Source organism: Pseudomonas sp. TE21394, assembly GCF_054057835.1.
On record NZ_JBSRZR010000001.1, the window covers coordinates 3129983 to 3143316 of the forward strand.

Sequence of the window (13334 nt, forward strand, 5' to 3'; positions counted from 1 at the left end):
TGTGCCGGACTCTTCGCGGGGTTCCCGCGATTACGGGCTCAATCGTTGAAGTCGCGCCAGCCGCCCATCTCTTTCCAGCGGTTGACGATGCCGCAGAACAACTCAGCGGTCTTCTCTGTATCGTAACGCGCCGAGTGCGCCTCACGCCCGTCGAAGTCGATGTCGGCGCTCTGGCAGGCCCGCGCCAGTACGGTCTGGCCATAGGCCAGGCCTGCCAGGGTAGCGGTGTCGAAGCTGGAGAACGGGTGGAACGGGTTGCGCTTGAGGTCGTTGCGCATCACCGCTGCATTGAGAAAGCCAAGGTCGAAGCTGCTGTTGTGGCCGACCAGGATTGCCCGCTTGCAGCCATTGGCCTTGAGCGCCTTGCGGACGCCGCGGAAGATGTCGGTCAGCGCGCTTTCTTCACTCACCGCCATGCGCAGCGGGTGATCCAGCTTGATCCCGGTGAACTCCAGTGCGGCTGGCTCGATGTTGGCGCCTTCGAACGGTTCCACCCGGTGGAAGTAGGTGTGCTCGGGGAACAGGAAGCCCTTTTCGTCCATGCCGATGGTGACTGCGGCAATTTCCAGCAGGGCGTCGGTAGCGCTGTTGAAGCCACCGGTCTCCACATCCACCACTACCGGCAGGTAGCCGCGGAAGCGCTCGGCCATCGGGTGACGCGACCCGCTGCTGCCCTGGGTATCGAGTTCGTCTTCGTACAGGTCTTCGCTCACGCGTTCTCCTCCAGCAGGCGCCAGCGCAGTTTTTCGCCGGCGCGCAGCGGGACTACGGTTTGCTCGCCAAACGGCAGGCTGTCCGGGGCAGTCCATTCTTCGCGAACCAGGGTGATGGTGTCGGTGTTCGCCGGCAGGCCGTAGAAAGCCGGGCCGTGCAGGCTGGCAAAGCCTTCCAGCTTGTCCAGCGCGTTACGCTGTTCGAACGCTTCGGCGTACATCTCGATGGCCGCGTAGGCGGTGTAGCATCCGGCGCAACCGCAGGCAGCTTCCTTGGCATGGCGGGCATGCGGGGCCGAGTCGGTACCCAGGAAGAACTTCGGGTTGCCGCTGGTGGCAGCGTCCAGCAACGCCACCTGGTGGGTGTTGCGCTTTAGGATCGGCAGGCAGTAGAAGTGCGGGCGAATGCCGCCGACCAGCATGTGGTTGCGGTTGTACAGCAAGTGTTGCGCGGTGATGGTCGCGCCGACGTTGGCCGGGGCCTCGGTGACGAACTGGGCGGCATCGCTGGTGGTGATGTGCTCGAATACTACCTTCAGCGTCGGGAAGCGTTCGACCACACGGCGCATGTGTTCGTCGATGAAGCGCTTCTCGCGGTCGAACACGTCGATCTCGCTGCGGGTCACTTCGCCGTGCACGAGCAGAGGCATGCCGACTTCCGCCAGCGCCTCGATGGCCGGGAAGATATTATCGATGCTGGTCACGCCCGAGTCGGAGTTGGTGGTAGCGCCGGCCGGGTACAGCTTGGCGGCGTACACGAAGCCGCTGGCCTTGGCCATGCGGATGTCCTCAGGGCTGGTGCGGTCGGTAAGGTACAGCACCATCAGCGGTTCGAAGCGGCTGCCGGCCGGCCGGGCGGCCAGGATGCGCTCACGGTAGGCGCCGGCTTCGACGGCATTGCGAACCGGTGGAACCAGGTTGGGCATGATGATGGCACGGGCGAAGGTACGCGCCACGTCGCCAACGGTATGGGGCAGGACGGCACCATCGCGCAGATGGATGTGCCAGTCGTCGGGACGCAGGAGGGTCAGGCGATCGGACATTGGGGATTCCAGGCGGGTCGAACTCAAGCCCCAATGCTACCGGAAATCCCTGGGTGGAGCACGGCTATCAAGTTTTCCGGCTGGCGTCCGATAGCCTGCAGGTAAGCCGTCAGAATTTGTGGAGCCGCCCGTGCGCCAGCGTTACCTAGCCCTATTGACCCTGTTCGCCAGTCTGCCGGCTGGTGCGCTGACCTTCCAGACGCGCATGGAAAATATCGCCTGGAAGGTCGAGGGTGACCAGTTCGAGTGTCGGCTGGTGCAGCCGATCGACGGCTTTGGCACTGGTGAGTTCGTGCGCCGAGCGGGCGAACAGCCGGTGTTCCAGCTGCGTTCGGACAGCAACGCGCTGGGCGCCGGCACCGCTACCTTGCTGGCAGCCGCTGCACCGTGGCAACCCGGGCGCAGCGACATCAACCTGGGCAGCGTGCGCATGGCCCGCACTGGCGTGTTGTTCAGCTCGTCGCAGGGCCAGGCCAGCCGGCTGATCAATGGTCTGCTCGACGGCCGCAGCACCGTGGTGCGCAACTATGCCGGCGAGGCGGGCAGGCCGATGGAAGTGCGAGTGTTGCCGGTCAGCTTTGCCAAGGCCTACAGCGACTACCAGGCCTGTGCCGGCAAGCTGCTGCCAATGAACTATGACCAGGTGCGCCAGACCCAGGTCGGCTTCCCTGGCGGCGGTTTTGAACTGGATCAATCGGCCAAGGCACGGCTGGATGTGATCCTCGACTACATGAAGGCCGACCCGACAGTGAACCATGTCGAGCTCAACGGCCATTCTGACAACAGCGGCAACCGCCTGACCAACCGTGACATGTCGCGCCGCCGCGCACTGGCGGTGGCTGATTACCTCAAGGCCAATGGCGTGCCGGAAGAGCAGATCAGTGTGCGCTTCCATGGCGAGCGTTATCCGTTGGCAAAAAACAACAGCGCGGCGAACCGGGCGCGTAACCGTCGCGTGAACATTGAACTGGATCGGGTCGCGGTGGTCGAGAAACCGGTGGAAAAGCCGGCTGAGCCGACACCGCAAGCCGTGGCTCCGGCCCCGGCACCAACCAGCCCGGCGGCGGGCACAAAGGCTCCCTGACATTTCCTGTCGCATATGCCGTCGCCCTTCCGACAGTTCCTGTCGCTTTGTCGTCAGAAGCTGTCGCCCCACTGTAAATTTACTCGCAAGGTCGTTAGAATCGACGCTTTTCCGTACAACCCCGTGGAGTGATGGCATGGCGGACGTAAAAAAGGTCGTACTGGCGTATTCCGGCGGCCTTGATACTTCGGTGATTCTCAAGTGGCTGCAGGATACCTACAACTGCGAAGTGGTGACCTTCACCGCAGACCTGGGGCAGGGTGAAGAGGTCGAGCCGGCCCGCGCCAAGGCCCAGGCAATGGGCGTCAAAGAGATCTACATCGACGACCTGCGCGAAGAGTTCGTGCGTGATTTCGTGTTCCCGATGTTCCGCGCCAACACCGTCTACGAAGGCGAGTACCTGCTGGGTACCTCCATCGCCCGCCCGCTGATCGCCAAGCGCCTGATTGAAATTGCCAATGAAACCGGCGCTGACGCCATCTCCCACGGCGCAACCGGCAAAGGCAACGACCAGGTACGTTTCGAGCTGGGCGCCTACGCCCTGAAACCAGGCGTCAAGGTCATCGCCCCATGGCGCGAGTGGGACCTGCTGTCCCGCGAGAAGCTGATGGACTATGCCGAGAAGCACGGTATCCCGATCGAACGCCACGGCAAGAAGAAGTCGCCGTACTCGATGGACGCCAACCTGCTGCACATCTCCTACGAAGGCGGGGTCCTGGAAGATACCTGGACCGAGCACGAGGAAGACATGTGGCGCTGGAGCGTTTCGCCAGAGAACGCCCCGGACCAGGCGACCTACATCGAGCTTACCTACCGCAACGGTGACATCGTTGCCATCGATGGCGTCGAGAAAACCCCGGCCACCGTGCTGGCCGACCTGAACCGCATCGGTGGTGCCAACGGCATCGGCCGCCTGGACATCGTCGAGAACCGTTACGTCGGCATGAAGTCGCGTGGTTGCTACGAGACCCCTGGCGGCACCATCATGCTCAAGGCCCACCGTGCCATCGAGTCGATCACCCTGGATCGCGAAGTCGCTCACCTGAAGGATGAGCTGATGCCGAAGTATGCCAGCCTGATCTATACCGGTTACTGGTGGAGCCCGGAGCGCCTGATGCTGCAGCAGATGATCGACGCCTCGCAGGTCAACGTGAACGGCGTGGTGCGCCTGAAGCTGTACAAGGGCAACGTCACAGTGGTTGGCCGCAAGTCGGACGATTCGCTGTTCGACGCCAACATCGCCACCTTCGAGGAAGATGGCGGCGCTTACAACCAGGCGGACGCTGCCGGCTTCATCAAACTCAACGCACTGCGTATGCGCATTGCCGCCAACAAGGGCCGTTCGCTGCTCTGATTGCTGGCGTATGCCACGGAAGCCCCGGCCCAGCCGGGGTTTTTTTTGCCTGATGGAAACCTGCTGCGCTCATTCGCCCTGGGGCGTGGCATCTTCCTCCAGCGGGCTGACCGACAATTGTGCACACTGGCGTTTATCCAGGTTGCAAAAGCGCCATGTCCTGGGTGTTTGCAGCGGTTGGGCCAGTGCACGCAGCAGTTGTTGTTCCATCAACCGGTAAGCATCGGGCCCGGAAAACATGATCGTGACAGGTTCGCCATGTTCGGCCTCGCTGAGCTTGTGAGGTGCGCTTGGCGTGCTTCTGGTACTTTGCGTAGATGGAGTATCGCTTGCCGTGTTATCCGACGACGGGTTGTAGAACGACTTGTAGTTGAAGTTGAGTGTCAGAAAAAACAGTGCTGTCAGAAAAAACGGAAATCCAACCAGAAACCACGTATAGAGGTTCTGGCTGGCTTCGCTGAGAAACGGCAAGGTAGCAAGTGCGGAGGATTCGATGATGCCCGCGAAGATGGCAATGATCGTCAGCGGGGCGACAGGTTGTCTTTCGGGCATGAGGGCTGTCTCCGGCGTTTTCACCCCATTGTTGCCTTACTATGCCGCTCAACTAAAGACTGGACTGTTTCCCAGGCGACGAATCAGCGCTGTCCCGCGCGGTGGCGAGGATTTTTCAAGGCCCGGATTGAAACTTCAAAGGGAAGCGTTGCCGTGAATAGGCGTGCGTTGAAAGATGGCCAATAGTAGTTACTTCCTGGTTCAGGAAGTTTGTTGTTACAGGCGTAGTAGTTATGTGTAGGAAATTTCTGTAAGTGTTGTAGGTTTTATCTGTTCATCTGTTTCTTCGGCAATTCGTCGCGCCATCCGGCGTTCTGTCGGTTATCGTGGCGTGCCAAAGCAGAACAATGAATGGATATCGCATGAATAAAGTGCTTATCGTGGATGATCACCCGGTCATACGCCTGGCCGTACGCATGCTGATGGAGCGGCATGGTTATGACGTCGTCGCGGAGACTGACAACGGCGTGGCTGCACTGCAGCTGACGCGGCAACACCTGCCGGATATCGTGGTGCTGGATATCGGCATTCCCAAACTGGACGGCCTGGAGGTGATCACCCGCATGACAACCTTCAGCCCGGGCAGCAAGGTGCTGGTGCTGACATCGCAGGCACCTGGCAACTTCTCGATGCGTTGCATGCAGGCAGGGGCGGCAGGGTATGTATGCAAGCAGCAGGAACTCACGGAGCTGTTGAGCGCCATCAAGGCCGTATTGTCGGGCTACAGCTACTTCCCCAACCAGGCTCTGCATGCGTCACGTGGCAAGGGAGGAGGAAGCGAGACCGATATGGTCAACCGCCTCTCGGCGCGCGAGATGACTGTGTTGCAACAGTTGGCACGAGGGCGTACGAACAAGGAGATTGCCGATAGCATGTTCCTCAGCAACAAGACGGTCAGTACCTACAAGTCACGCCTGTTGCTGAAGCTGAATGCGCGCTCGCTCGTCGACCTTATCGAACTGGCGCAACGTCAGGGCCTGAATTGATCGCCAGGCCGTAAAGCCTCCAGCCAGGAGGCTTTGCCAGCGCTGAAGGCCTTGGACCTACAGGTCGTAGTCGAAATCGGCCAGCTGTTTCTGCAGGCGCCTTTCTTCCAGCATGTTATCGATGGTGCGGCGTTTGCTGAGGTTGGTCTTCGCAATTTCCACCACGGGCTCCGCTTCATCCTCTGCGGCAACAAAATCATCTTCGATCGACAGGTCGTCTTTATCGCTACTCATGAGTCGCTCCAAGCCAAGGGGCCATTGGCCGTCCTTATAACCAGAAAGCAGACGCTGGTAAAAAAGATTTTTTCAATCGTTAAGGGTGGTTTTCGCCTATCGAATCAATCGTCGGAAGTCTTGTGCTTGTACTCGCACAAATCCTCGATCCGGCAGCTACCGCAGCGTGGCTTTCGGGCCTGGCACACGTAGCGACCGTGCAGGATCAGCCAGTGGTGGGCGTCGAGCAAATATTCCTTCGGGACGAACTTGATGAGCTTTTTCTCCACCTCCAGCACCGTCTTGCCCGGCGCGATGCCGGTACGGTTACTGACCCGGAAGATATGCGTGTCCACCGCCATGGTCGGCTGGCGGAACGCGGTATTGAGCACCACGTTGGCGGTCTTGCGGCCCACTCCGGGCAGCGCCTCCAGGGCTTCGCGCGTTTGCGGCACCTGGCTGCCATGGCGCTCGATCAGCAGCCGGCAGGCCTCGATGACGTTTTTCGCCTTGCTGTTATACAGGCCGATGGTCTTGATGTACTCGCTCAGGCCTTCGACCCCCAGGGCATGGATGGCTTCGGGGGTGTTGGCGACCGGAAACAGGCGGGCAGTGGCCTTGTTGACACCCACGTCAGTGGCTTGCGCGGACAGAGTGACGGCAACCAACAGCTCGAATGGCGTGGTGTAGGCCAGTTCGGTCTTCGGCTCGGGGTTGTCTTCGTGCAGCCTGCGAAAGATCTCCAGGCGTTTGGCGGCATTCATGAAATCAGGGCGTTCCTTGACGACGTGGGTGGGCAGGGCCCGTACGCAGACGATTGTACAAGGCCAACAGCAGTCCGAGCAGTATCAGCGCACCGGGTGCCAGGCTGGCCAGGTGCAGGCCAGCAACTTCGCCTAGCCATTGCCGGCCGGCACCGAGCAGCAGGCAGGCGCCCAGCACCGCGGCAAGGTACCTTGCAAGCAGGCGCCAGCGCCCGTGGTTGGGCAGCATGTGATCAGTGGCCAGGCATTGCAGGCAGAGCAGAGCGGGGTAGTAGCCGAGGGCGAGTGCCATTGGTAGCCACCATGCCCGCAGCGCCAGTTGCAAGCAGCTGGCCAGGGCTGCCAGCAGCAGCAGGCTGGCCAGCGTGAACGCCCAGCTGGCCAGCCTGTGGCGCAGGGGCGTCAGCATTAACTGGTGCAGGCCGCCCATCAGCACCGCGCACACGCCAATGGTGGCGCCTTCGCTCAGTGTCCGGCTGGCACCCAGCAGCGGCACCAGGCTTGCGCCCAACAGATGGAACCTATTCATGCGTGGTGCCCTCCAGCAGCACGCTGCGCTGCTCGTCGAAATAACTCAAAGCCTCCTGCAGCGCGCTGATCACGGCCCGAGAAGTCACGGTTGCGCCGCTCAACTGGTCGAAGTCACCGTGATCACGTCGCAGGGCCCAATGGTTGCCCAAATGCCGATTCGCGAACTGCTGCAGCCAATTTACTTGCGCGTCCCCCAGGCGAGCGCCCAGCCCGGGGCTTTCCTGTTGTTCGACCACCTGGCTGCCGATCAGCCGACCGTCTGTGGCAATGGCGATGCTCAGCACGATCGGGCCGGCATAGCCTTGAGTCCGCGTGATGACAATGATGGCGGTCGGGGTTCCCGCCAGCTCGGCCCGATACGCTGCCAGGATACGGCTGGTTGGCCGTTGTGCGACGGGCGTCGGCAGCGGGTGGTCCAGTGGCTGGTTGTCGTAGCTACCGTCAGGGAGCACCGCCAGCTGTTCACGGCTCTGCAGCTGTTTTGCAGCGTCGACGATGGTCGGGCTGGTCCAGTGCCGCCAGGCCAAGGTAGCCGACAACGCCAGTGCTGCAACCATCAGCAACAGCCCGGCATCACGAACCAGGCGACTCATGGGGCAGCCTGCTGGCGTCGCGCCGCCAGGCGTTCGAGGCTGGGCGCCAGAAGGTTCATCAACAGGATGGCGAACGCCGTGCCATCCGGATAGCTGCCCCAGGTGCGAATCAGGTAGATCAACACCCCCGCGCCGACGCCGAACAGCAGTCTGGCCCGCTCATGTCGTGGGCCGGACACAGGTTCGGTGGCAATGAAAAACGCCGCTATCATGGTCGAGCCGGAAAACAGGTGCAGCAAGGGGGACCCGTTTGAGTCCGAGCCCGACCCGTTCCAGGCCAGCAGGCTGAACAGAAACAGGCCTGCCAGCAAGCCGGCCGGCGCATGCCAGCTGATTACCTTGCGCTGCAGCAGGAACAGGCCGCCGAGCAGGAACGCCAGGTTTACCCATTCGTTGCCTCGCCCACCCATGCTGCCAAAGCCTGGATGGCTGGCGAACAGCTCATCGATGGTCAGGCTGCGGTTGTGGCGCAGGCCGTCGAGCAGTGTTGGTCGGGCCCAGGCATCGATCTGGTCGCCAGCGGTGAAGACCTGTTGCAGGCTGTCGAGCAGGCCGGGTGCCGGTCCGGGCCAATGGTTCATTTGCAACGGGAAGCTCAGCAGCACGAAGGCATAGCCGACCATGGCCGGGTTGAACGGGTTGTGCCCGACCCCACCGAAGGCCTGCTTGCCGATACCGATGGCCACGCTGGCGGCAGTCACCGGTAGCCACCACGGCGCCAGGCTGGGCAGGGCGGCAGCCAGCAGTACGGCAGTCACCAGAGCGCTGCCGTCGCTCAGCGCCGTGCCCGGCGGTTGCCCGCGCAGCAACACCAGGAGTGCTTCGCACAGCAGTGCAGCACCGGCACACAGCCCCATGTTCAGCAGCAGCCCCCAGCCGTGCAGCCACGTCAGAACCAGCAAGCCCGGTACGCATGCCAGCAACACCAGGCCCATGCTGGTGCGCAGCCGTGGATCAGGCCTGACGCTCATTGGCTGAACAACCCGTTGAAGCCGGAAAATGCCAGGGTCATTACCCCGACAGCGAGCAGTTCGACTGGCAGGCCGCGCAGGATGCCCGGGATCGCGGCATGGCTGCAGCGCTGGCGCAGGTCGGCGAACATCACGAGTGCCAGCCAGAAGCTGCCGCCGGCCAGCAGCCCTTGCAGCAAGGTGGCGAACACTGTGTATTCGGCGTTTGCCTGTTGCAGGATCAGCCCGAGCACTACCGCATTGCTCGACAGCAGCGCGGGAAGCTGCACCACTGGCCAGGCGGGTTGCCAGCGTGCCAGTAGCCAGGGCAACCCCCAGGCGAGCAGCGCCATCCAGGGCAACAGCAGGAACAGCTCAAGGTCTCCAACCAGCAGCGGCATCAATAGCCGCGCACCGAGCACACCCAGGGCGATGCACAGAGCGCAGGCAAGGCCATGTACATGCAGATGCAGCCTGGAGCACGGCCTGGGTGACCGGCACAGGTGATTGACCAGCGAGGCACTGATCAGGACCAGAAGGTAATCGCTCATGACATGACGATAGCGGGAATCGTGGCGATTGTCCGGGTTGGGTGGAGCGCTGTGGGTGCCGCTTTGCGGCCCATCGCGACACTGGCCGCTCCTTCAGGGAAACGTGACCTCCTGGAGGGGCGGCCTTGTGTCGCGATGGGCTGGACAGCAGCCCCGGCAGGTGCGGTTACTTGATGCGCTGGCCTGGCTTGGCGCCGCTGTCCGGGCTCAGCAGGTAGATTTCTTCACCGCCAGGGCCCGCCGCCATGACCATGCCCTCGGAGACGCCAAAGCGCATCTTCCGTGGCTTGAGGTTGGCCACCATCATGGTCAGGCGACCTTCCAGCTGGGACGGGTCAGGGTAGGCCGACTTGATGCCCGAGAACACGTTGCGGCGCTCGTCGCCGATGTCCAGGGTCAGTTGCAGCAGCTTGTCGGCACCCGGTACGGCTTCGGCCTTGACGATAAGGGCCACGCGCAGGTCGACGGCAGCGAAGGTATCGAATTCGATTTCCGCCGACAGCGGGTCCTTGGCCAGTTCGCCGTTGCCGGCCGGGGCCTTGGTTTCGGCGGCCAGCAAGTCTTCCTTGCTGGCGGCGACCATGGCTTCGACCTTGGCGGGTTCGATGCGGCTCATCAGCGCCTTGAACGGGTTCAGCTGGTGGTTTTCCAGGCGCGACAGGTGGTCGTTCCAGGTCAGCGGAGCCACGTTGAGGAAGGCTTCGGCGTCGGCAGCCAGCACCGGCAGTACCGGCTTGAGGAAAATGACCAGCTGGCGGAACAGGTTGATGCCCTGTGCGCAGATGGCCTGTACCTCATCCTGCCTGCCTTCCTGTTTGGCCAGCGACCACGGCGCCTTCTCGGCGATCCAGGCGTTGGCGCGGTCGGCCAGCGCCATGATCTCGCGCATGGCACGGCCGAAGTCGCGGCCTTCATAGGCCTCGGCGATCGACGGGGCGGCCGCCAGGAAGGCTTCGGTCAGCTCCGGTGCGGCATCGCCAGCCACCATCACCCCTGCATTGCCCTTGTGAATGAAACCGGCGCAGCGGCTGGCAATGTTGACCACCTTGCCGACCAGGTCCGAGTTGACCTTCTGCACGAAGTCTTCCAGGTTCAGGTCCAGGTCATCGACGCCACGGCCCAGCTTCGCCGCGTAGTAGTAACGCAGGTATTCGGGCTGCAGGTGGTCGAGGTAGGTGCGGGCCTTGATGAAGGTGCCACGCGACTTGGACATCTTGGCGCCGTTCACCGTCAGGTAGCCATGGACGTTGACAGCAGTCGGCTTGCGGAAACCCGCGCCTTCGAGCATGGCCGGCCAGAACAGGGCGTGGAAGTTGACGATGTCCTTGCCGATGAAGTGATACAGCTCGGCCTTGGAGCCCTCGTTCCAGAAGGCATCGAAGTCCAGCTCCGGGCGGCGTGCGCAGAGGTTCTTGAAGCTGGCCATGTAGCCGATCGGTGCATCCAGCCACACGTAGAAGTACTTGCCCGGCTCGCCCGGGATCTCAAAGCCGAAATACGGCGCGTCACGGGAGATGTCCCACTCCTGCAGGCCCGAGTCCAGCCATTCGGCCAGCTTGTTGGCCACCGCGTCCTGCAGGGTACCGCTGCGGGTCCACTGTTGCAGCATGGCCTGGAAGTCCGGCAGCTTGAAGAAGAAGTGCTGGGAATCACGCAGTACCGGGGTGGCTCCGGAGATGGCCGACTTGGGGTTCTTCAGTTCGGTCGGGGCGTAGGTAGCGCCGCACTTTTCGCAGTTGTCGCCGTACTGGTCTTCTGCCGCGCACTTGGGGCAAGTGCCCTTGATGAAGCGGTCGGCCAGGAACATGCCCTTTTCCGGGTCGAAGTACTGGGTCACCGAGCGGGTGGCGATGTGCCCGGCTTCACGCAGGCGCGTGTAGATCAGGCTCGACAGCTCACGGTTCTCTTCGCTGTGAGTGGAATGGAAGTTGTCGAAATCGACCAGGAAGTCGGCGAAGTCGCTGCTGTGCTCGGCCTGGACGTTGGCGATCAGCTGTTCCGCAGTGATGCCTTCCTTCTCGGCGCGCAGCATGATGGCCGAACCGTGGGCGTCATCGGCGCAGACATAGATGCACTGGTTGCCACGCAGCTTCTGGAAGCGGACCCACATGTCTGTCTGGATGTACTCGAGCATATGGCCAAGGTGGATCGATCCGTTGGCATAGGGCAAGGCGCTGGTGACGAGAATCTGACGTGGCTCGGACATGGTGGCTCGGCTACTTATCTGGCGACGGGGTAAAAATGAGGTTGATCGGCCACTATAAAGGGCTGGCGAAGATATTTCACCCCGCATGCACATCTGCTGACGATTGACGGGTTAGGATAGGCGCCTGTTTGACATTCAGTTTGCCAATGGGAGTCTCCATGAGTGCCGTCACCCGTGCCGCCGTCGAAGGCGTGCTTCGCCAGTACACCGACCCCTACCTGAACCAGGACCCGGTCAGCGCCGGCTGCGTGCGCGCCATCGATATCCAGGGCGGGCAGGTCAGCGTGCAGTTGCAGCTGGGTTATGCCGCAGGGCTGTTCAAGAATGGCTGGGCCCAGGTGCTGCAGACCGCCATCGGCAACCTCGAGGGCGTCAGCGGTGCCCTGGTGTCGATCGACTGCGTGGTCGCCGCGCACAAGGCCCAGGCCCAGGTACCGGCCATGGCCAACGTCAAGAACATCATCGCCGTGGCGTCGGGCAAAGGCGGGGTGGGCAAGTCGACCACCGCGGCCAACCTGGCCCTGGCCCTGGCCCGCGAAGGTGCGCGGGTGGGTATTCTCGATGCCGACATCTACGGCCCCAGCCAGGGCGTGATGTTCGGTATCGCCGAAGGCACCCGCCCGCAGATTCGTGACCAGAAGTGGTTCGTGCCGATCAAGGCGCATGGCGTGGAAGTGATGTCCATGGCGTTTCTTACCGACGACAACACACCGATGGTCTGGCGCGGGCCGATGGTTTCCGGTGCGCTGCTGCAACTGGTGACCCAGACCGCCTGGGACGACCTGGACTACCTGGTGATCGACATGCCGCCGGGTACCGGTGATATCCAGCTGACCCTGGCGCAGAAGGTGCCGGTGGCAGGCTCGGTCATCGTCACTACCCCGCAGGACCTGGCCCTGCTGGATGCCAGGAAGGGCGTGGAGATGTTCCGCAAGGTCAATATCCCGGTGCTGGGGGTGGTGGAAAACATGGCCGTGCACATCTGCTCGAACTGTGGCCATGCCGAGCACCTGTTCGGCGCAGGCGGTGGCGAGAAGCTGGCCAGCCAATATGGCGTCGACCTGCTGGCATCATTGCCGCTGTCGATGCTCATCCGCGAGCAGGCGGACAATGGCAAGCCGACCGCCATCGCCGAACCGGAAAGCCAGATCGCCATGGTCTACCAGGAACTGGCGCGCCAGGTAGGGGCGCGGATCGTGCTGCAGGAAGCGGCTGCACCCGCGATGCCGAGCATTACCGTCAGCGAGGATTGACCTGCCAGACCGAGGCCAGGCGCCTCGGTCTGTTTTTCAGGCATGAAAAAACCCGCCAGAAGGCGGGTTTTTTGAAAGCCAGAAAGCTTCGATCGACTTAGGCGATCTGAACTTCTTCAGCCTGCATGCCTTTCTGGCCGCGAGTAGCGACGAAAGTAACAGCCTGGCCTTCTTTCAGGGTTTTGAAGCCGTCAGCTTGGATGGCTTTGAAGTGCACGAACAGGTCATCGCCCGACTGAGGGGTGATGAAGCCGTAGCCTTTCTCATCGTTGAACCACTTAACAACACCGGATTGACGGTTGGACATTTTTCTGTCTCCTTGGACAATTTGATAACGGTCAGGAAAAACCCTGCCCGGGACTGAGCGCAAAGAGAGCAGAAAATTCAGCGATGGGCCGATCAGGATCGTGCATCAAACTAGAGATTCTCGGTGTCACGTGCAGCACAGTGGCGTCACCTTACCCCACTTTCCGCAACCTGCCAATGGTCAGAAGGCGCTTTAGGCGAATTCGGATCGACGGCGGCGCAACCCCCGCCCGAC

Annotated in this window: 15 protein-coding genes; 4 read left to right on the forward strand and 11 right to left on the reverse strand. The window is 62.1% G+C overall.

What is annotated here, in order from left to right; translation table 11 throughout:
- Nucleotides 1–38 precede the first annotated feature (38 nt).
- Together rnt and pyrC are read right to left on the reverse strand one after the other, a co-directional pair.
- Entirely contained in the window at nt 39–713 is a 675-nt protein-coding gene (gene rnt, locus ACVWZT_RS14410) for a ribonuclease T (RefSeq protein WP_296229990.1), read from the reverse strand.
- The gene (gene pyrC, locus ACVWZT_RS14415) at nt 710–1756 is read right to left on the reverse strand and encodes a dihydroorotase (RefSeq protein WP_296229991.1); all 1047 of its coding nucleotides are present in this window, start codon (nt 1754–1756) and stop codon (nt 710–712) included. Before pyrC ends, rnt begins: the two co-directional genes overlap by 4 nt.
- Nucleotides 1757–1886: 130 nt before the next feature.
- On the opposite strand from pyrC, the gene ACVWZT_RS14420 reads away from it, so the two are divergent.
- On the forward strand, nt 1887–2840 hold the full coding sequence (locus tag ACVWZT_RS14420; protein ID WP_457469943.1) for a flagellar protein MotY: 954 nt from the start codon (nt 1887–1889) through the stop codon (nt 2838–2840).
- A gap of 136 nt (nt 2841–2976) precedes the next feature.
- Entirely contained in the window at nt 2977–4194 is a 1218-nt protein-coding gene (locus tag ACVWZT_RS14425; protein WP_013973956.1) for an argininosuccinate synthase, read from the forward strand.
- 69 nt (nt 4195–4263) lie between these two features.
- Here ACVWZT_RS14425 and ACVWZT_RS14430 read toward each other — a convergent pair whose 3' ends face one another.
- On the reverse strand, nt 4264–4746 hold the full coding sequence (locus ACVWZT_RS14430) for a hypothetical protein (RefSeq protein WP_296229994.1): 483 nt from the start codon (nt 4744–4746) through the stop codon (nt 4264–4266).
- A gap of 362 nt (nt 4747–5108) precedes the next feature.
- Between ACVWZT_RS14430 and ACVWZT_RS14435 the strand changes: the two genes are divergently transcribed.
- Nucleotides 5109–5732 (forward strand): response regulator transcription factor, encoded by a 624-nt coding sequence (locus tag ACVWZT_RS14435; RefSeq protein WP_296229995.1) that lies wholly within the window; start codon nt 5109–5111, stop codon nt 5730–5732.
- A gap of 57 nt (nt 5733–5789) precedes the next feature.
- On the opposite strand, the gene ACVWZT_RS14440 is transcribed toward ACVWZT_RS14435, so the two are convergent.
- The 7 genes from ACVWZT_RS14440 to metG form a co-directional block, all read right to left on the reverse strand.
- Nucleotides 5790–5966, reverse strand: a complete 177-nt coding sequence (locus ACVWZT_RS14440; protein ID WP_225778990.1) for a PA3496 family putative envelope integrity protein — start codon at nt 5964–5966, stop codon at nt 5790–5792.
- A 104-nt stretch (nt 5967–6070) separates the two neighbouring features.
- Nucleotides 6071–6709 (reverse strand): endonuclease III, encoded by a 639-nt coding sequence (nth, locus tag ACVWZT_RS14445; RefSeq protein WP_225778989.1) that lies wholly within the window; start codon nt 6707–6709, stop codon nt 6071–6073.
- Nucleotides 6710–6713: 4 nt separating this feature from the next.
- A complete protein-coding gene (locus ACVWZT_RS14450; RefSeq protein ID WP_457469947.1) occupies nt 6714–7238 on the reverse strand; it encodes an Rnf-Nqr domain containing protein in 525 nt (174 codons plus the stop codon).
- Complete coding sequence (locus ACVWZT_RS14455) at nt 7231–7833, reverse strand: RnfABCDGE type electron transport complex subunit G (protein ID WP_296229997.1); 603 nt, start codon at nt 7831–7833, stop codon at nt 7231–7233. The genes ACVWZT_RS14450 and ACVWZT_RS14455 overlap by 8 nt, the downstream gene beginning before the upstream one ends.
- Nucleotides 7830–8804, reverse strand: coding sequence for an RnfABCDGE type electron transport complex subunit D (locus ACVWZT_RS14460; protein WP_457469949.1), 975 nt, complete (start codon nt 8802–8804; stop codon nt 7830–7832). Before ACVWZT_RS14460 ends, ACVWZT_RS14455 begins: the two co-directional genes overlap by 4 nt.
- Nucleotides 8801–9334: an Rnf-Nqr domain containing protein gene (locus ACVWZT_RS14465; RefSeq protein WP_296229999.1), complete on the reverse strand. Its 534-nt coding sequence runs from the start codon at nt 9332–9334 to the stop codon at nt 8801–8803. The genes ACVWZT_RS14460 and ACVWZT_RS14465 overlap by 4 nt, the downstream gene beginning before the upstream one ends.
- Before the next feature lie 166 nt (nt 9335–9500).
- On the reverse strand, nt 9501–11540 hold the full coding sequence (gene metG / locus ACVWZT_RS14470) for a methionine--tRNA ligase (RefSeq protein WP_457469952.1): 2040 nt from the start codon (nt 11538–11540) through the stop codon (nt 9501–9503).
- A gap of 158 nt (nt 11541–11698) precedes the next feature.
- On the opposite strand from metG, the gene apbC reads away from it, so the two are divergent.
- Nucleotides 11699–12793, forward strand: a complete 1095-nt coding sequence (gene apbC / locus ACVWZT_RS14475; protein ID WP_296230001.1) for an iron-sulfur cluster carrier protein ApbC — start codon at nt 11699–11701, stop codon at nt 12791–12793.
- Nucleotides 12794–12890: 97 nt separating this feature from the next.
- On the opposite strand, the gene ACVWZT_RS14480 is transcribed toward apbC, so the two are convergent.
- Entirely contained in the window at nt 12891–13100 is a 210-nt protein-coding gene (locus ACVWZT_RS14480; RefSeq protein ID WP_003254922.1) for a cold-shock protein, read from the reverse strand.
- Nucleotides 13101–13334: the final 234 nt, after the last annotated feature.